Here is a 17,922-nt window from a genome sequence, read left to right as displayed (position 1 = left end):
GGGCAGGCCCGGGCCCACCGGACACGAGGGGCCTGCGATGAGCATTCCGTATCGACCACCCCGCCGGGTCTCGGCCGGCACCGCCGGGCTCGAGCTCCCGCGCAGCCTCGCGGCAGAGGTAGCGCCGGTTTCCGCGTGTAGCGACGAGCCCTACGGGCTCACCTATCGGCAGGCTCGCGAGATGCTGCGTCAACACGACATCCACGGCCCACAGTGCCGCCAATGGCTGGCCGCGGCGGCCTATCTGTCTGCGGGCCTGGACGACGAATAGCGCGGTCGTGACGTCTTCGTGCTGGTCACAGCCGTACAAGCGGGGCATGCTTGGAGACGGACGGTCGGCGCGAGCACAGGTGGCGGCGTATGCGGATTGCGGAGATTCTGCGAAGCAAGGGCACAGCGGTAGCGACGGTGCCACCGGACACCACCGTGCGCGCGCTGCTGACGGTGCTGGCCGACCGCAATATCGGTGCCGTGGTCGTCTCCCCCGACGGCGCGACGATCGAGGGCATCGTGTCCGAACGCGACGTGGTTCGCCGCCTCGCGGTGCACGGCGCCGAACTGCTCGACCGTCCGGTCGCCGAGATCATGACCGCCCGGGTACGCACCTGCGGGCCCGACGACCACGTGTCCTCGCTGCGTGATGTGATGACCGAGCACCGCATCCGGCACATGCCGGTGGTGAGCGAGGACCGGTTGATCGGCATCGTGAGCATCGGTGACGTGGTCAAGAGCGAGATCACGGAGCTGGCCACCGAACGCGAGCAGCTCGTCGACTACCTGCAGGGCCGGTACTGATCGTCGCGCTCGCGGCCGAAAACCGTTGTCCGCGCGTATCGTTGACGAGGTGCACCCCGCGCAGCAGTACGACCGCCGTGTCGCTTCGCAGGTCCTCGCCCGGCTCGCCGCGCCCGGAATCTTCACCGGCGTCGAGACCGCGCCGGTCCGGATCACCTTCCGCGCGCGGGCTTTACAGCCCGAGCCGGGCGGGCGGCTCACCCAGCCGCAGCGGATGTATCTCGAGCGCTTCATGCGCCCGTGCCGCCCGGAACAGGTGACCAGCGCGACGCATCGCATCACCTGGACCGACAGCGCGGGCATTCCCAATACTGCGTACTACCGCCGCGACGGCGCCGGACCGGAGCTGGCCGTGGTCGCCAGGGAAACCGTACTGGCACTGTGGGATTCATTGGCACGATCGGGTCTTCCGGAGCGTGCCGCCGAGCTGAGCGAGCACGAACGGTCGGTGCTGGCAGCCACCACCACCGACCACGAACCGCACGAGATCTTCCGGGTCGGCGTCGAAGCCGCCGGGCGGGCCCTGGTCCAGCACGGCCTCCTCGCCGCCGACACCCCATATCGCGACATCACCGAATTCGCGTGTGGAATGCGCGATTCGGGAATCTTCGCGGCGGTGGCGACCCGGTGGTTCTGGGAGTTGCAGGCCTCGACCTATCGGCGGGGCATGATCCCGGTCCGCTTCACCACCTCGCCCGACGGCACCGTGCGGTACACACCCGAGTCGGTGGCGGTACTGCGGGCGATGAAGGAGGCGACCATCGCCGACGCGCACGCGGTGATGCGCAAGGCGACCACCGAGGAGGGCCTCGATGTCGAGCAGGCGGTGGCCAAGTACCACGACGACCTCGATCTGATCTCGCGGCAGTACGCGCTGCTGCCGCCCGGGACCGGGCCGACGTGTCTCGCGGCGCCACCGGCAGCGGACGGGTCGTCGGTGCTTGGCGCGGTCGCGAATCAGTTCGTCGAGACGTTCGTGGCGCTCACGAGTCTCGTGGAGGCCGTCGAGGACGTCACCGAGGTACCGGTCGGCAACGAACCGCTCGCCGACGACAGTGTGTTCGCGGTGCCGGACATGAGTTGCCGCCACTGTGTGCGGACCATCGGCGCCCTGCTCGAGTCGATGGACGTTGCGGTGATCGACATCGATCTGGCTTCCAAACGGGTGATCGCCCGGATTCGCAGCCCGCGCCATCGGTTACGGGTGTTCGAGGCGTTGCGCGACGGCGGGTACAACCCCGTCGACGAGGTGCCCTCGCCCGGCACACCGGTGGAATGACCCCGCCTGCCGTTCCCGCTGCCCTGCACCCGGTCGTGGCGGCGTTCCTGGAGGACCGGGCGGCGGTGCACGCGGCGCTGGAGCGGTTCGGCTCACCGCTGCACCTGGTCTTCCCGCAGGTGTTCGACGACAATCTCGCCGCGCTCACGGGGGTGCTGGACAGGGCACGGTGCAGGTCTCGGATCTACTACGCGCACAAGGTGAATCGGTCCGCGGCCTTCGTCCGCTCGGCCGCGCGGACGGGGATCGGGATCGACGTCGCGTCCGGGGCGGAGTTGCGGTCGGCGCTGGACGCGGGCTTCGCGCCCGACCGAATCGAGATCACCGGGCCCAAAGGGTTGTCACTGTTGCGGGCGGCCGTCGCGGCGGGAGTGACGCTCAATGTCGACAACCTGTGGGAGTTGGCACGTATCGCCGACATCACGGATACGCAAGTGCCGGTGCTGCTGCGTCTTTCGGGGTTTCCGGGAAGTGCGCCGAGCCGGTTCGGCATCGATCTCGGCCAAGTGGGCGAGGCGTTCGATCTGCTCGCCCGGCACCCCGATCGGCTGGCACTGCTCGGGGTGGCCTTCCACCTCGATACCGCGTCCACACAGGAACGGGTACGGGCCGTCGGTGAGTGCCTGACGGTGATCGAACGGGCCTACGCGCGCGGGTTCACACCGTCGGTGCTCGATATCGGCGGCGGGTTACGTCAGGTCTTCGTGGCCGACCCGGCCGCCTACGACGCCTACGACCAGGCGCTGCGGGCCGGACTGCTCGGCCAGGGGCCTGCCCTGCACTGGGGCACGGGCAGTTTCGGCTATCACGTCGCCGACGGTGTCGCACACGGCACACCGGTGTTCCACAAATACGCCAATACGGAATCGGCCACCGACATCCTGACCGAACTCCTCGACGCACCCCTGCCGGGGCACGGCGGCCGGGCGCTGAGCGCGGTGCTGGCGGACAACCTCCTGGACCTGTGGCTGGAACCCGGCAAGGCGCTGGCCGATCGCGCGGGGATCACCGTGGCCCGGGTCGAATTCGTGAAGCGGGCGGGGACCGGGGCGACGCTGGTACACCTGGATCTGAGCCGCGACACCGTCACCGCCGCCGACCAGGAGGTGCTCATCGATCCCCTCGTGCTGTCCGAGTCCGGCGAATCCGCGCCCGCCGGAGTGTTCTTCGCCGGGCATCTGTGTTTGGAACGTGACCTGGTGACCCAGCGGCAGGTGCGGGTGCCGCGGATCCCCGTCCCCGGCGACCCGGTGGTGTTCCCCAATACCGGCGCCTACCACATGGATCTGTCGGCAGCCAACGCCGCCATGCACCCCACGCCACCGAAAGTGGCTGTGCTGCATCGTGACAGCCGATTCGAGCTGTGCGGCGACGAGGTGTGGCGATGATCTACTCCCACATCACCGAGCTGATCGGCAACACTCCCCTACTCCGCCTCGACCCGCGGGTGCACGGGCTCGCTGGGGTCGAGCTGTATGCGAAGCTGGAGTCGCACAACCCGTTCGGGTCGGTGAAGGACCGCATCGCCTGGTCCATGATCCGCGACGACATCGAGGCGGTGGCGGCAGGCGGGCAGTCGTTCATCGAGGCATCCAGCGGCAATACCGCCAAGGCGCTGCGGGTGCTCGGCGCGCTGCACGGAGTTCCCTTGCGTGCGGTCACCAACCGTATCCGGGTCACCGAGGTACGCCAGTTGCTGCAGTTGCTCGGCACCGACATCGTGGAGCTACCCGGTCTGTCCGAATGCCCGGATCCGCATGCGGCCGATGATGTTTCGGCGGTCATCGAGCACACCACCGGGCAGGCGCCCGAGCGCTGGTACCACCCGTCCCAGTACACCAACGAGCGCAATGTCGAGGCGCACCGCGACGGTACGGGCGCCGAGATCGCCGCCGACCTGGCCGCCGCGGGCATCGAACACCTCGACTACCTCGTGGGTGGGCTCGGCACCACCGGGTCCACCCGTGGCACCGCCACCGCCCTGCTGGCCGCCCACCCGGCGCTGCGCACGATCGGCGTGGTGTCGGACCGGTTCGATTTCATTCCCGGCATCCGCTCCGAACGCGAGATGTGGGACGTGGGCCTGTTCCGCCCGGATTTCTACCACGACATCGTCACCGTCGACTCCGCCACCGCCATCGATGCCACGCTCGATCTGGTGCGCGGATACGGCGTACTCGCGGGTCCGACCAGCGGTGCGGGCTATGCCGCCGCTCTGCGTACGCTCGCCGACGCTCCACGCCCCGAGGACCGCCCGCTGGTCGCCGTGCTCGTCGTCTGCGACCGGCTCGAGCCGTACCTGTCCTATTTCGCCAAGCGCCGACCCGACCTGTTCGGTGCGCCCGAGGCCCCACCAGCACCGGACACCGGCTCCGCACCGGCGCTGACGCCTGCGGAGCTGGCCGAACTCGACCGCATCGGCCGCCCGATGGTCGTCGATACGCGCGGCGCGATGGCGTACCGGGTGGGCCACATACCGGGCGCCGTCAACCTGCGCGACGACCAGCTCGACGACATGCTCGGCCAAGGGATGCCGTTCCCGCGCTCACGGCCGATCGTGTTCGTGTGTCCGGTCGGTGAGGCGTCGCTGCGTTTCGCGGCCCTGACCCGGCAGGCCGGATACGAGGCCTTCAGCCTGGCAGGTGGGATCGTCGCCTGGCGCGACGCGGGACTGCCGCTCGAACGTGGCTGATCACACCAGCGCCCGCATCGCCCGGCGCGGCGACGGTGCCCGCCTGCCGGTGGTCGCCAGCAGCGGCGGCAACGGGCCACGGTAGCCGTCGGCGAGCAGCGCGACCACCGCGCGGAACCGGTCGACGAAACGCGCGGCGACGGCCGGGTCGAAGCGAGCGAGGGGATACAGGAAAGACCCGTCGATCCCGGCCGGAGCGCCGTGGGTTTCATAGTGCGCGGTGAGGCCGAACTCGAGATCGTGCTTGGCGCGCACCACCCCGGTCGGCACATCCGTGATCGAGAACGCCTGCGCGGCGGATGGTTTTGTTCGCGTCGACTTCTGCAGGATGAGCGTCGCCTGGAACAGCGGCAGCGCGGCGTCCTGCGGCAGGCACCGCTTCAGTCGCGGATTCGGAGTGTCGGGGTGGGCGTAGGCGGCCAGTGCGACCCGGCGGACCTGGTCGATGAGTTCGTCGATGTCGGCCGCACGGTCCAGGCGCACCCGCATCAACACATCATCGGAGAAGTTGCCGACGAGGTCGTCGAGCAGTCGGTGGTCACGGCCCGAAACCGCCGTCGCGACAGTCACATCGGCACAGCGCGCGAACGCGCCGACGGTCACCGCGAACGCCGCCTGCAGCACCATGAACAGGCTCGCCCGCCGATCCTGGGCCAGCCGCAGCAGACCCGCGTGGGTGGTGGCGTCGAAGGCGAGGGGAATCAGCGCGCCGACGGCGGGGTCGGCCGGCGGCGCCGGCTGTGGCCGCGCCGGGAATTCGAGCGATGCGGGTCGGCCTGCCAAAGCGTTGGCCCAGTACCGCAATTGGTGGGTGGCCCGGCTCCACTCGTCGGTGAACTCGCCGAGCTGGGCGTGTTTCCACAGCGTGTAGTCGGTGTAGGTGACCGGCAGCGGCTCCCAGCGCGGGGCCGTGCCGGTGTGGCAGGCCAGGTAGGCGGTCACGAGGTCGCGGGTCAGCGGGGCCATCGACCGTCCGTCGACCGAAATGTGGTGCACCACAAGGGCGAGGACGACGTCGTCGGGAGCGAGGACGAACAGCCGGGCCCGGAGAGGCAGATCGCGGGCCAGGTCGAACGGCCGCGCCGCCAGGTCGGCGATCTCGGCGCCGACGGCATCCTCGCCGACGTGTCGCACCGCGATGTCGAGCACGACCTCGGCCGGGTCGAGCACCTGCTGGGCCGGCCCGTGCTCGGTCACCGGGTAGCGGGTCCGCAACGGTTCGTGCCGCGCGACCAGCAGCGCGAGGGCGTCGCGCAGAGCGCCCACATCGATATCGGCGCCACGAATGCGCAAGGCGCGGGCCACATTCCAGTCCGCGGAACGTCCCTGTCCTGCCGCATGCCACATGCGCTCCTGCGCGGGCGCCAGCGGCACGTGCGCGGGTCGGAGGCGTGGCTCGAGCGTCACCACGGGCGGCGCCGGGAAACACACCGCCTCGGCCCGCGTCGTCGCCACCGCGACACCACGACCGAAGCCCCCCGACCTGATCCCCACACCGGGATCCACCACAGACCGCCAACCTCCACCCGTCTCGAAACAGATGTGGGACGCTAACGAGCCGATGTGAACAAACAGTTACCGCATCGTGACCAGGCCTGGGCCACCCCGCACCGGGCCGTCGCCGACTATCCACTTTCCGGAGAAAACACCCAAAAGCCGCGTTAGAGTGGGCGACGGGAAAGCGGAGCGAGGAGCTGGTCGGTGTCTGTCGGGAAATTGGTGTCTTTCGATGGTTCGCGGGGTTTCGGGTTCATCCGCCCCGAAGACGGTGGGCCCGATGTGTTCGTCCACGTCAACGACATCGGTCTGGACGAGGACGAACTGCGCCAGGGCAGGCTTTTCGAATTCGAGGTCACCGAGGGCGATCGCGGCCCCAAAGCCGTCAACCTGACCGCCGCCGGGCACAGTGCCCCGAGCGCCCGTAGTCGCAAGGGCGGAGGCGATCGGCTCGGGTCCGAGGAAATGCGCAGGCAGATCACCGAACTCCTGCTCGAGGCATCGCCCGCCCTCACCGCCGCCGAGATCATCACCATTCGCGACCGGTTCACCACCTTCGCCGACGAACACGGCTGGCTCGACAGCTGATCCGAACGCGCTGATCACGATCCGCGTGTGTGTCGGTCCCCCGGCCTACGATCGCATGGCACCGATGAATCGGGTGCGCTCGCGACGTCGATACGGGTGACAGGAACCCGCGAGGAGGATCGGATGGATCTACCGGTGATGCCGCCAGTGCGCCCGATGCTGGCCAAATCCACACCGTCGCTGCCCCGCGAACCCGGGCTGAGCTACGAACCCAAATGGGACGGCTTCCGCTGCATCGTCTTCCGCGACGGCGACGAACTCGAACTGGGTTCGCGCAATGATCGTCCGCTCACCCGGTATTTCCCCGAATTGGTCGACCTGCTCAAAGCGGCACTGCCGCAACGGTGTGTGATCGACGGTGAGATCGTGGTCGTCACCGAGAACGGTTTGGATTTCGACACACTCCAGCAGCGCCTGCACCCGGCCGCCTCGCGGGTGAACAAGCTCGCCGTCGAGACCCCGGCCAGTTTCGTCGCCTTCGACCTGCTCGCCAACGGCGATCGCGACCTCACCGGTGAGCCGTTCTCCGAACGGCGCCGGGAACTGGAAACGCTGCTGCAAGCCGCACCCGGCCGCATCCATCTCACCCCCATCACCCAGGACCCGGACACGGCTCAGGACTGGTTCACCCGGTTCGAGGGCGCGGGTTTCGACGGAGTGATGGCCAAGGCCGACGACCTCGCGTACATGCAGGACAAGCGGGTGATGCTCAAGATCAAACACGAACGCACCGCCGATTGCGTGGTCGCCGGCTACCGGATGCACAAGGACGGCGAAGGGGTCGGCTCGCTGCTGCTCGGCCTCTTCGACGACAAGGGCAACCTCCACCACGTGGGCGTCGCGTCGAGTTTCACCGCCGCCCGGCGCCGCGAATTGCTCGGTGAGCTGGCACCGTTACGCGAGAACGCGCTGGTGGACCATCCGTGGCGTGACTGGGCCGACGCGGTGGCCCAGGCCAATGCCGACGGCAAGATGCCCGGCGGGGTGAGCCGGTGGACCGGCGGCAAAGACCTGTCCTGGGAGCCGTTGCGGCCCGAACTGGTCGCCGAGGTGCGCTACGAACACGTGCAGTCGGGGCGGTTCCGGCACGGCGGGCGGCTGGTGAGGTTCCGGCCCGACCGCACACCCGAATCGTGCACATACGCCCAGCTCGACGAGGTGGCTCCGGCCGAACTGGACGCGATCTTCGGGGTGCGGTCATGAGCGCGGGGGTCGAGATCGAGGTCGACGGGCGCACGCTGACCATCAGTCATCCCGACAAGGTGTACTTCAGCAAACGCGGTGAGACGAAGCTCGACCTGGTGCGCTACTACCAGGCCGTGGCCGAACCCCTGCTCGGCGTCATCGGTGACCGGCCGCTGCTGCTCGAACGCTATCCCGACGGTGCGTCCGGCAAATCGTGGTTCCAGAAGCGCGTCCCCAAGACCGCGCCGGACTGGTTGCAGACCGTCGAGGTCACCACCCCGAACGGCACGACGAGCGACGCGCTGGTCGCCCACGATCTGGCACACGTGCTGTGGGCGGTGAACCAGGGCTGTCTCGGTTTCCACGTGTGGCCCAACCACGTGCCCGACCTGCGGATCGCCGACGAACTACGCATCGACCTCGACCCCTCGCCCGGCATCACCTTCGACGATCTGCGCGGCGCCGCCGTGCGCACCCGCGAACTGCTCGCCGAGCTCGGCATCGATGCCCTGGTCAAGACGTCCGGCTCACGCGGCCTGCACATCTACGCGATGCTCGAACCCCGATGGGACGGCTACCAGGTGCGGGCCGCGGCCGTGGCTCTCGCCCGCGAACTCGAGCGCCGCTTCCCCGAGGAGATCACCGCCCAGTGGTGGAAGGAGGAACGCGGCAGCCGGGTCTTCGTCGACTACAACCAGAACGCACCCCACAAAACCGTGTTCGGCGCCTGGTCCGTACGCCCCAAGGTGGGCGGCCAGGTCTCGACCCCCATCGCCTGGGACGAACTCGACACCATCATCCCCGACGAACTCACCCTCGCCACCGTCCCCACCCGACTGGCCGAACGCGGCGACCCCTGGGCCGACCGCACCCCACAGTCGATCGAACCACTCCTCACCATGTCCGACAAGGACATGGCCGCAGGCCTGATGGACGCCCCCTGGCCACCCCAATACCCGAAAATGCCCAACGAACCACCCCGCGTCCAGCCCAGCCGAGCAAAGAAGGACTGACCTATTCGGTGGGCGCGGATCAGCTTCACAACGTGAATCAGTTCGCTGGAATGGTGCATTCTGCGGCCGGCCTGGGGTCATCGGGACCAGTACAGATGTAAATCCATTCGCCTTGCTCGTCTGTGTAAGTTTGCGGTGCTTTCGAACCGTTCACACACTTCGGATCCCCGTACTGGTAGCCGCCTGCGTCGTAAATTCCTACAGTTCCGTCGCAGTAGAGGAAAGCCGCAGGCGTCGAGGTAGGCGGCGGATAGGGCTGCCAGGTCGAGCCACAAAGTGCGTCGCCTTCGGCGCCCATCGCCTCACGCCATGCAGCATCGCTGCACGAATATTCCAGCGGCTGCTCCGATCGAGAAGGCACGGGCGCGATTACGGAGGGTTGGGGCACGACAGGTTCGACTGCCGGCGGAATATCCGGCCCCTCGGCTGGGGGCGCTGGCGGTGATTGCGGAGTGGGCGTGAGACTGGAAGCCGGGGCAACCGCCGATGTGGAATTGGGCAGACGCTCTTGCCGATCGTCGCTTTGACAGGCGAAGAGCAGCAACGCGAAGCCGAAAACTGCAGAGATGAGAAAAATACGCTTCATCATCGCGAGGCCGCCTTCGAAGTGTGGGCGAAGCTACCTGTGATGTCGTAATGCCATGGCAGTTCGTTTCCTCGGAGTCGTGCGGCTACGGACCGAAACCGACCTACTCGGTCCAGGGGACCCAGGTGCCGGTGTTCGCTTTGCCTTCGCAGACCAGGGCGTGGTTGTCGGTGGTGCGGCCGGTTTTGTCGACCGATGGGTCGCAGGGCTCCCCCTCGGTGTAGTAGGAGCCTGCTACGCGGTGCGGGCCCGACCAGGTGTGGCCCTTGTCGGAGCGCAGGCACAGCAGGGTGGCGCCGTCGGCGGCGACGCCGAGCAGGCCGACCTGTTCGGCTTGGCAGGGTGTGCCTTTTTGCACCACACTCGCGGCGGGCTGGCTCAGGACCGGGGTGGATCCGACCGATGTCGGCGCACCGACCGACGGCACCGCCTCGGTGGTGGTCACCGCGACCGGTGTGGTCGCCGCCTTGCTCGCCAACGCAGGCATCTCGAGTTCCAGTCCGCCGAAGAGCACCATTCCGGCCACCGCCACCGCGGCGACCTCGGCGATACCGAGCAGCAGTGCGAGCATCGCGATCCCCCGCCCACGCGGATGCCCGTACGACAGCAGCGCGAAGACGATCGCGATCGGGAACAGCAGGACGAGGGCCGCGGCCAGCGCCACCATCGCGTACGGATTCACCCGTGGCTGGTCGTCGCGCGCGGAGTCCTCCGCGGTGGCGTGCGGCCAACGCTGACCGTTCCAGCGCCGGTCCTCGAACTCCTCATCGGGGTCGTCGTTCCACTGCTCGTATCGTGCCATCAACCCCGGGTCCCTCTCGATCTCCCCGGCCGCGGAAACGAAACAGCGTGCGGCGCGGGGTTACGCGAAGAGGATAGGGACTCGCGCGCCGCCGGGCAGCGCAACCGGGAAAGAGTGGGCTAACTCCTAATCGGCTGAGGACGACTTCACATGGGGAATCGTGCGATCGATGAGGGTGAGCAGGGTGTCGGTGAGCAGCCGGTGCACCTGGGGGCGGGTGAGCGTGCCACGGGTGAGCCATTCGCGCCCGGCCACTTTCACCATGCCCGCGTAGGAAACGACCAGTGCGCGCAATTGTGCATCGTCTGCCATATCGGAGCGGCCGATCATCAGCAGCATGCGCTCGGCGGCGGCGTCGTCGGCCTGGTCGAGGATCTGCTGCACCTCGGGGTCGTCGCCCACACCTTCGTGGCTGGTCACCTTCACCCAGGTGCTGCCATGTTCGGCGATGGTGTCGAGCAACCACGACACGATGGCATCGACGCGTTCGACCGGGCTGCCCTGCGGAATGGACACCTTCTCGAGGCGGGGCAGCGTGACCATCCGGCGGACAACGGCCAGGTACAGATCACGCTTGTTGCCGAAGTAGTGGTTGATGAGCCCGCGCGCGACCCCGGCACGCTGGGCGAGTTCCGCGGTCGACACCGCCGCGTACGGGCGTTCACCGAACATCTCGATGGCACATGCCAAAATCTGCGCCCGACGCTCGTCGGGTTCGAGCCGGCGCCTGCGCGGCGGGTCTGCTGTGTCGGTGTCGAACGGGGAAATCGGGGCGCTCCGTCGGGTTCTGCGGCCGCCGCAGGGTTGCGGAGGCGGTGCACAACGATACCCAGCGGGTCCGTCGCACGGCTAATGAGACAATATTTCCGACCACCGCTCCCGCACGAAGGAATGCCGCACTCCCCGATGACCGAGAAGACGATCGATCCGGACGAGTTGGCGACCTGCCTGCGGGTGCTCGAACAGGCCGGGCAGCTGGAAAAGGAACACCCCGATTCGATCGCGGTGCAGCGCGCGGTTGGCCACATGTTCAAAAAGCTCAAGCAGCGCCGCCGGATCGAGGCCAGGCAGCAGGTCGCCGAAGCCGACCGCGCCGTGATCGCCTCGACCGCGACCGGTTCGCCGCAGCGCATCGACGACGAGACCGCGGGCATCCCGATCAAGTCCGCCGCCGACGGCGAAACCGCGGGAACGCTGGTGCGGGCACGTCCCTGCTACATCTGTAAGCAGCGCTACACCCAGGTCGACGCCTTCTATCACCAGCTGTGCCCCGAGTGCGCGGCGTCGAGCCACGCCAAGCGCGATGCCCGCACCGACCTGTCCGGCAAGCGCGCGCTGCTCACCGGCGGCCGCGCCAAGATCGGCATGTACATCGCGCTGCGGCTGCTGCGCGACGGCGCCCACACCACCATCACCACCCGGTTCCCCAACGACGCCATCCGCCGCTTCGCCGCGATGGAGGACAGCGGCGACTGGCTGCACCGGCTGCGCATCGTCGGGATCGACCTGCGTGACCCGGCCCAGGTGGTCGCCCTCGCCGACGATGTCGCGGCGCAGGGCCCGCTCGACATCCTGATCAACAACGCCGCCCAGACCGTTCGCCGTTCGGCCGGTGCCTACAGCGCGCTGGTCGAGGCCGAGTCCGCGCCGCTGCCCGTCGGGATGCTGCCGGAGATGGTCACCTTCGGCAAGACGATGCAGGCGCATCCGACGGCGCTCACCGCCTCGCTCACACCGTCGTTGTCGGCCGTCGACGTGGCCGAACTGGCCTTGGTCGCGGGTTCGGCGACGCCGGAGCGGATCGCGGCGGGCGTGGCCATCGACGCCGGTGGGCTCGTGCCCGATCTGGCGCACACCAACAGTTGGGTGCAGACCGTCGGCGAGGTGGACGCCACCGAACTGCTCGAGGTGCAACTGTGCAATTCGGTGGCACCGTTCATCCTGGTGTCGCGGTTGCGGCCGGCGATGGCGGCGGCGCCGGGCAGGCGCAAGTACGTGGTGAACGTGTCGGCGATGGAAGGCCAGTTCAGTCGCGGCTACAAGGGCCCCGGTCACCCGCACACGAACATGGCCAAGGCCGCGTTGAACATGCTCACCCGCACCAGCGCGCTCGAGATGTTCGAGTCCGATTCGATCCTGATGACCGCGGTCGACACCGGGTGGATCACCGACGAACGTCCGCACTACACCAAGGTCCGCCTGGCCGAGGAGGGCTTCCACGCACCCCTCGATCTGGTCGACGGCGCCGCCCGCGTCTACGACCCGATCGTGCAGGGCGAGAATGGCGTCGACCTCTACGGATGCTTCCTGAAGGACTACCGGCCGTCACCCTGGTGATCACCTGGTCGATGCCGAACCGGAATGTTGATCATGATTCCGATCGGCGGGCGGCCGCTTAATCTGGATATGTGCCGTTCCGGGTGTTGGCCGATCTGATCGCCGTCACCCACGTCGCGTTCATCGCGTACGTGGTCGCCGGCGGTTTCGTGGCGTGGCGGTGGCCGCGCACCATCGGGGCTCACCTGCTCGCCGCGTCCTGGGGTTTCGGCACCATCCTCATCGGTTTCGACTGTCCCCTGACCTACGCCGAGAACTGGGCCCGCGCCCGCGCGGGCGTTTCCGGCCTCCCTGAAGCCGGCTTCATCGACCATTACCTCACCGGCGTGATCTATCCCGACAGCGCCCTCGGACTGGTCCGGGCCGTGGCCGCGACCGCCGTCCTGGTCTCCTGGCTCGGCTACCTGCGTCTGCACCACCGCTCGTTCACGTCAGACACCGCGTGAGCTGCTCGGCGACCGCGCCGGGATCGCCGTCGAAGTAGAAGTGCCCGCCGGGGAAGGTGTGCAGGCTGAACGGTCCATCGGTCACCGTCTGCCACTGCTCGGCCTGAGCTCGGCTCGTGGTGGGATCCTCGGTGCTGACGAAGGCGGCCACCGGGCAATCGAGAACCGGGCCCGGCCGGTGGCGATAGGTCTCGACGGCCTGGTAATCGGCCCGGACACCGGGTAGAACCAGGTCGGCCAGGCTCGGCTCGGTGCGCAGCAGCCGCACCGGCACCGGATCGGCGGCCAGGCGCTCGAGGTTGTCGATGAGGTCGGCGTCGGAGGCCTTGTGCAGGAGTCCCGTCTCGACGAAATCCGGCGCGGGACGGCCGGAGACGATCAGTTCCAGCACCGGTTGCCCGCCGGCCGCGAGTCGCCGCGCCACCTCGTAGGCGACGGTGGCGCCCATGCTGTGACCGAACAGGGCACGCGGAGCGGGTGGCTGCCGCAGCAGATCGGCGGCGATGCGATCGGCCAGCTCGTGCAGGTCGGTGATGAGCGGGTCGCCGAAGCGGTCCTGGCGCCCCGGGTACTGCGCGGCGAGGACCTCGATGCCGGGACCGAGGTGGCGGGCGAGGTCACGATAGAACGCGGCGGACGCACCACCGGGCGGTAGGCAGACCAACTGCCTGCGCCGGGCCGCATCGAGACGTAGAGCCCGAATCCATTGCGTTGCAGCAGTGTTCACTCGCACTGTTCCCTTTCCCCGGTCAGCTGCCTGCGAGGGCACGCACGGCGGTCGACAGCTGGTCGCCGTCGAGAAGAGTTTCGCCGGGTTTCAACAGCCACAGCACACCGAGGCCCTGCGCGAGGACGAAATACAGGCGGCCGATGGCTTCGGCCTGCGCTTCGTCGAGGTCGGGATGGGCGGCCCGGAGATCGGCCGCCAGATCACGGTAGGCCTCGTCGAGCTGGTCGCCGAGCTGGGAGCGCGCTTCCTCGGAGCGCACGATGCGAACGATGTTCTCGAGACTGGCCAGCATCGCCTCGTGGTTGTCGGCGAAGACCGCAGGCATGCCGTTCCACAGGCGGGCGAGACCGGACAGCGGTGAGCCGCCCGCACCCTCCTCGATGAGTCCGCGCATCCCCTCCCCCAGCGCGTCGCCGAGCGCCTCACTGAGCGCCTCGGTGACCAGACGATCCTTGGAGCCGAAGTGATAGCCGATGGCGGCCAGGCTCACCCCGGCGGCGGCGGCGATATCGCGTGCGGTCGCCTTGGCCACCCCGCGCTCCATGATCACTTTGCGCGCCCCGGCCAGCAGATCTTCTCGGTTGCCCATGACGGCGAGACTACCCGACCGTCTTAGACATTTGTACTAGACATCCGTGCAAACCTCTGTTAGACATTGGTCTAAGACATTCGTTCAACTTCTCGAGGCGGACATACTATGACCACCACTGCACTGCACGTTCTGGTCGCCGGCGGCGGCATCGCGGGCAACACGGTCGCACTCCAGTTGCTGCGCAAGGGCATTCGCACCACGGTCGTGGAACGGGCGGCGGTCCCCCGGCCCGGCGGGCAGGCGGTGGATCTGCGCGGACCGAGCAAGGAAGCGGTCGAACGCATGGGGCTGATGGAGGGCATCCGCAAGTACCAGCTCGACGAACGCGGTATGGCCTACGTCGACGGTGACGGCCGGGTCTATGCCCGTATGGCGATGGAGGACTTCGACGGCAAGGGCGCCGTCGCCGACATCGAGATCACCCGTGGCGATCTCAATCAGGTATTGCTCGACGCGGTGACCGCAGCCGACGACGGTCACCTCGACTACCGATACGGTGACTGGATCGAGCGCGTCGAGCAGGACGACACCGGCGTCGAGGTCACCTTCGCCTCGGGCGCGACCGGGCGCTTCGATCTGGTGATCGGCGCCGACGGTGTGCATTCGGCGACCCGCCGCCTGGTGTTCGGCCCGGAAGACCGGTTCGTCACCAACCTCGGCGCCTACGGCGCGTTCTTCACGATGCCGACCCCCGCCGACGCCGAACCCGGTTGGTTCGCCATGCGCCTGCTGCCCGGAGCGATGCTCGGCATCCGGCCCGACGGTGACCCTGCCACCGCGAAGGCCATCATCATGGTGCGCACCGACATCGATCCCGCCCTGCGCCGCGACCCCGAAGCCCAACGCGCGCTCCTGCGAGGAGCCCTGCGTGACGCGGGCTGGCGGGCCCCGGAGATCCTGGCCGCGATGGAGACGACGCCGGACTTCTACTTCGACGACCTCGCCCGCGTCGACGTGCCCGAACTGGCCGTCGGCCGGGTCACGCTGGTCGGCGACGCCGGGTATTGCGGTTCTCCGCTGACGGGCATGGGTACCGCGATGGCGATCGTCGGCGGGTATGTGCTGGCCGCCGAGATCGCCGCCACTCCGCATGATCTGCCTGCGGCACTGCGCCGCTACCAGGACGCGATCACCCCATTCCTATCCAAGGCCAAGGAGATTCCTGGTGGCGGCATCGACATGATGGTTCCGCGCAGTGCCCTGATGACCCGGCTGATGCGGGTCAGTGTGCGGCTGCTGACATCGCGGCCGATGCGCCCGATCACCGCGAAGCTGTTCTTCGCCGACAACGAGGACTTCGCCCTGCCGCGCTACTGAGTGCGGGCGCCTGGTTACTCTCGAAACGTGGCGCAGCCGATCATCCTCGACGTCGATACCGGAATCGACGACTCCCTGGCCATGCTCTATCTGCTCGCCTCACCGGAGGCCGAGATCCTCGGGATCGCGGCCACGGCGGGCAATGTGCCTGCCGCGCAGGTGGCGGCCAATACGCTCGCCGTGCTGGATCTCGGCCGGGCACCCGAAATCGAAGTGGCACTAGGCGCGGCCGAGCCGCTGGCGATACCGCTGCGCACCACCGAGGACACGCACGGTCCGCAGGGACTCGGGTACGCGGTCCTGCCGCTGTCGCCACGCGAGGTTTCGGAGCGGTCGGCGGCGCGGATGTGGGTGGAGCTGGCGCGCGCGAATCCCGGTGCGGCGATCGGGTTGTGCACCGGCCCGCTCACCAACCTGGCGTTGGCCTTGCGGATGGAACCCGAGCTGCCCCGGTTGTTGCGCAGGCTGGTCGTGATGGGTGGGGCGTTCAATCACCCCGGCAATACGACGCCGACCAACGAGTGGAACATCCACGTCGATCCGGAAGCGGCCAAGGAGGTGTTCGACGCCTTCTCCGCCGCGCCACCGGATCGTCGCCCGCTGGTGTGCGCGCTCGACATCACCGAGAGAATCGAGATGCGGCCCGAGCATCTCGTCCTGCTGGCCGAGGCCGCGGGTAGTACCTCGCCGGATCTGGTCGCGGCGGGTCATCCGGCCGAATGGCGTTCGGCCGCAACCAATCCGATCGTGCGGTACCTCACCGACGCGGTGCGTTTCTATTTCGACTTCCACCACCAGTACGACCTGGGGTACCTCGCGCACATGCACGACCCGTTCGCCGCCGCCGTCGCGCTCGACCCCACCCTGGCGACCACCAGGCCCGCGACCGTGGACGTGGAGCTGGCCGGCACCATCACCCGGGCCACGACCGTCGCCGACTGGGCGGGCATGTGGGGCCGGGAACCCAACGCCGACATAGTGATCGGCACCGACCCTGCCGTGTTCTTCGACCGTCTCGTCACCCGCGTCGGAGCGTTCGCGCGACGCCTGTACCCGGAGCACTCATGACCATCGACACCGTCACCTATCTCGCCGATTTCCGCCGCAGGCTGGAGCTTCCCGCGATCGTCGACGTGCACACCCACTTCATGCCCGATCAGGTGATGCGCAAGGTGTGGGCCTACTTCGACACGGCCGGCCCCCTCACCGGCCGCCCCTGGCCGATCACCTATCGCGACGACGAACAGGTGCGTCTGAAAACGTTGCGCGACTTCGGTGTTCGTGCGTTCACCTCCTTGGTGTACCCGCACAAACCGAATATGGGTGAGTGGCTCAACGAGTGGACCGCCGAGTTCGCCGCCCGTACCCCCGATTGCCTGCACACCGCAACCTTCTACCCCGAACCCGACGCACCACGCTATGTGGCCGAGGCGATCGAGCGCGGTGCGCGAATCTTCAAGGTGCACATCCAGGTCGGCGGGTTCTCCCCGCTCGACCCGCTACTCGACCCGGTCTGGTCGATCCTCGCCGACAGCGGCGTCCCTGTCCTCATCCACTGTGGTTCGGGCCCCGCCCCCGGCGAGTTCACCGGCCCCGCCCCCATCGCCGAACTCCTGCGTCGCTTCCCCGCCCTGTGCTTGATCATCGCCCACATGGGCACCCCCGAATACCGCGAGTTCCTCGATCTCGCCGAGCAATACCCCCGGCTCTACCTCGACACCACCATGGTCTGGACCGACTTCAGCGAAGCAGGCGCCCCCTTCCCCGCCGACCAACGCGACCGTCTCCTCGCCTTCGGCCCCCGCATCCTTTTCGGCAGCGACTTCCCCAACATCCCCTACCCGTACGCCGAGGCAGTCGCCGCCCTCGAACGCCTCGACCTCGGCCCCGACTGGCTCCGAAAGGTGTGCCACGACAACGCCGCCCACCTCTTCGACCTCGACGCGCCTTAAGGATTGTCTCCCGCCTGTTGACCGCCGACTACCCGCTCTGACGGCGCCTCACCACAGGTGCAGGAAGGTTTCGTCGGCGAGCGGTTGGGGCGATCACAGTTTTTCGCACCG

The 17,922-nt window shown here is 68.2% G+C and carries 19 protein-coding genes; 13 read left to right on the top strand and 6 right to left on the bottom strand.

The window, feature by feature from the left end; translation table 11 throughout:
- The first annotated feature begins 37 nt into the window (after positions 1–37).
- The 5 genes from LDL21_RS09815 (at position 38) to LDL21_RS09795 (ending at position 4,766) form a co-directional block, all read left to right on the top strand.
- Positions 38–271 (top strand): hypothetical protein, encoded by a 234-nt coding sequence (locus tag LDL21_RS09815; RefSeq protein ID WP_067638762.1) that lies wholly within the window; start codon positions 38–40, stop codon positions 269–271.
- 89 nt (positions 272–360) lie between these two features.
- Positions 361–795, top strand: a complete 435-nt coding sequence (locus LDL21_RS09810; protein WP_225279725.1) for a CBS domain-containing protein — start codon at positions 361–363, stop codon at positions 793–795.
- Positions 796–844: 49 nt separating this feature from the next.
- Positions 845–2,074 carry a heavy-metal-associated domain-containing protein gene (locus tag LDL21_RS09805; RefSeq protein ID WP_225279724.1) on the top strand — a complete coding sequence of 410 codons (1,230 nt, stop codon included), beginning with the start codon at positions 845–847 and terminating at the stop codon, positions 2,072–2,074.
- Positions 2,071–3,462: a type III PLP-dependent enzyme domain-containing protein gene (locus tag LDL21_RS09800; protein WP_225279723.1), complete on the top strand. Its 1,392-nt coding sequence runs from the start codon at positions 2,071–2,073 to the stop codon at positions 3,460–3,462. The genes LDL21_RS09805 and LDL21_RS09800 overlap by 4 nt, the downstream gene beginning before the upstream one ends.
- Positions 3,459–4,766, top strand: coding sequence for a pyridoxal-phosphate dependent enzyme (locus LDL21_RS09795; RefSeq protein WP_225279722.1), 1,308 nt, complete (start codon positions 3,459–3,461; stop codon positions 4,764–4,766). Before LDL21_RS09800 ends, LDL21_RS09795 begins: the two co-directional genes overlap by 4 nt.
- Here LDL21_RS09795 and LDL21_RS09790 read toward each other — a convergent pair whose 3' ends face one another.
- Complete coding sequence (locus tag LDL21_RS09790) at positions 4,767–6,260, bottom strand: condensation domain-containing protein (RefSeq protein ID WP_225279721.1); 1,494 nt, start codon at positions 6,258–6,260, stop codon at positions 4,767–4,769.
- A gap of 207 nt (positions 6,261–6,467) precedes the next feature.
- On the opposite strand from LDL21_RS09790, the gene LDL21_RS09785 reads away from it, so the two are divergent.
- From LDL21_RS09785 to ligD, 3 genes are all read left to right on the top strand, one after another.
- Positions 6,468–6,851, top strand: coding sequence for a cold-shock protein (locus tag LDL21_RS09785; RefSeq protein WP_225279720.1), 384 nt, complete (start codon positions 6,468–6,470; stop codon positions 6,849–6,851).
- 123 nt (positions 6,852–6,974) lie between these two features.
- Positions 6,975–8,054: an ATP-dependent DNA ligase gene (locus LDL21_RS09780; RefSeq protein ID WP_181697051.1), complete on the top strand. Its 1,080-nt coding sequence runs from the start codon at positions 6,975–6,977 to the stop codon at positions 8,052–8,054.
- Positions 8,051–9,049: a non-homologous end-joining DNA ligase gene (gene ligD, locus LDL21_RS09775; protein WP_225279719.1), complete on the top strand. Its 999-nt coding sequence runs from the start codon at positions 8,051–8,053 to the stop codon at positions 9,047–9,049. The genes LDL21_RS09780 and ligD overlap by 4 nt, the downstream gene beginning before the upstream one ends.
- 37 nt (positions 9,050–9,086) lie before the next feature.
- Here ligD and LDL21_RS09770 read toward each other — a convergent pair whose 3' ends face one another.
- The 3 genes from LDL21_RS09770 to LDL21_RS09760 form a co-directional block, all read right to left on the bottom strand.
- Positions 9,087–9,638: a hypothetical protein gene (locus tag LDL21_RS09770; protein ID WP_225279718.1), complete on the bottom strand. Its 552-nt coding sequence runs from the start codon at positions 9,636–9,638 to the stop codon at positions 9,087–9,089.
- Positions 9,639–9,738: 100 nt separating this feature from the next.
- Positions 9,739–10,437, bottom strand: a complete 699-nt coding sequence (locus tag LDL21_RS09765; protein ID WP_225279717.1) for a hypothetical protein — start codon at positions 10,435–10,437, stop codon at positions 9,739–9,741.
- Between the two features lie 126 nt (positions 10,438–10,563).
- Positions 10,564–11,109: a TetR/AcrR family transcriptional regulator gene (locus LDL21_RS09760; RefSeq protein WP_255495028.1), complete on the bottom strand. Its 546-nt coding sequence runs from the start codon at positions 11,107–11,109 to the stop codon at positions 10,564–10,566.
- Between the two features lie 234 nt (positions 11,110–11,343).
- Here LDL21_RS09760 and LDL21_RS09755 point away from each other — a divergent pair, with 234 nt between their 5' ends.
- Positions 11,344–12,774 (top strand): SDR family oxidoreductase, encoded by a 1,431-nt coding sequence (locus tag LDL21_RS09755; RefSeq protein WP_181697048.1) that lies wholly within the window; start codon positions 11,344–11,346, stop codon positions 12,772–12,774.
- Positions 12,775–12,845: 71 nt separating this feature from the next.
- Entirely contained in the window at positions 12,846–13,220 is a 375-nt protein-coding gene (locus LDL21_RS09750; protein ID WP_225279716.1) for a DUF2784 domain-containing protein, read from the top strand.
- Here LDL21_RS09750 and LDL21_RS09745 read toward each other — a convergent pair.
- On the bottom strand, positions 13,201–13,947 hold the full coding sequence (locus LDL21_RS09745; protein ID WP_225279715.1) for a thioesterase II family protein: 747 nt from the start codon (positions 13,945–13,947) through the stop codon (positions 13,201–13,203). The genes LDL21_RS09750 and LDL21_RS09745 overlap by 20 nt on opposite strands.
- Before the next feature lie 22 nt (positions 13,948–13,969).
- Positions 13,970–14,539, bottom strand: a complete 570-nt coding sequence (locus LDL21_RS09740) for a TetR family transcriptional regulator (protein WP_067638776.1) — start codon at positions 14,537–14,539, stop codon at positions 13,970–13,972.
- A gap of 108 nt (positions 14,540–14,647) precedes the next feature.
- Here LDL21_RS09740 and LDL21_RS09735 point away from each other — a divergent pair, with 108 nt between their 5' ends.
- From LDL21_RS09735 to LDL21_RS09725, 3 genes are read left to right on the top strand one after another with little or no spacing between them, the layout of a single operon-like run.
- A complete protein-coding gene (locus tag LDL21_RS09735) occupies positions 14,648–15,859 on the top strand; it encodes an FAD-dependent monooxygenase (protein WP_225279714.1) in 1,212 nt (403 codons plus the stop codon).
- Positions 15,860–15,886: 27 nt separating this feature from the next.
- The gene (locus LDL21_RS09730) at positions 15,887–16,927 is read left to right on the top strand and encodes a nucleoside hydrolase (protein ID WP_225279713.1); all 1,041 of its coding nucleotides are present in this window, start codon (positions 15,887–15,889) and stop codon (positions 16,925–16,927) included.
- Positions 16,924–17,811, top strand: coding sequence for an amidohydrolase family protein (locus tag LDL21_RS09725; protein ID WP_225279712.1), 888 nt, complete (start codon positions 16,924–16,926; stop codon positions 17,809–17,811). The genes LDL21_RS09730 and LDL21_RS09725 overlap by 4 nt, the downstream gene beginning before the upstream one ends.
- Positions 17,812–17,922: the final 111 nt, after the last annotated feature.

It is taken from the genome of Nocardia rosealba (assembly GCF_020216065.1).
GTDB classification, from domain to species: Bacteria; Actinomycetota; Actinomycetes; order Mycobacteriales; family Mycobacteriaceae; genus Nocardia; species Nocardia rosealba.
Note: the sequence above shows the minus strand (reverse complement) of the source record. Positions and strands in the feature narration are given on the sequence as shown.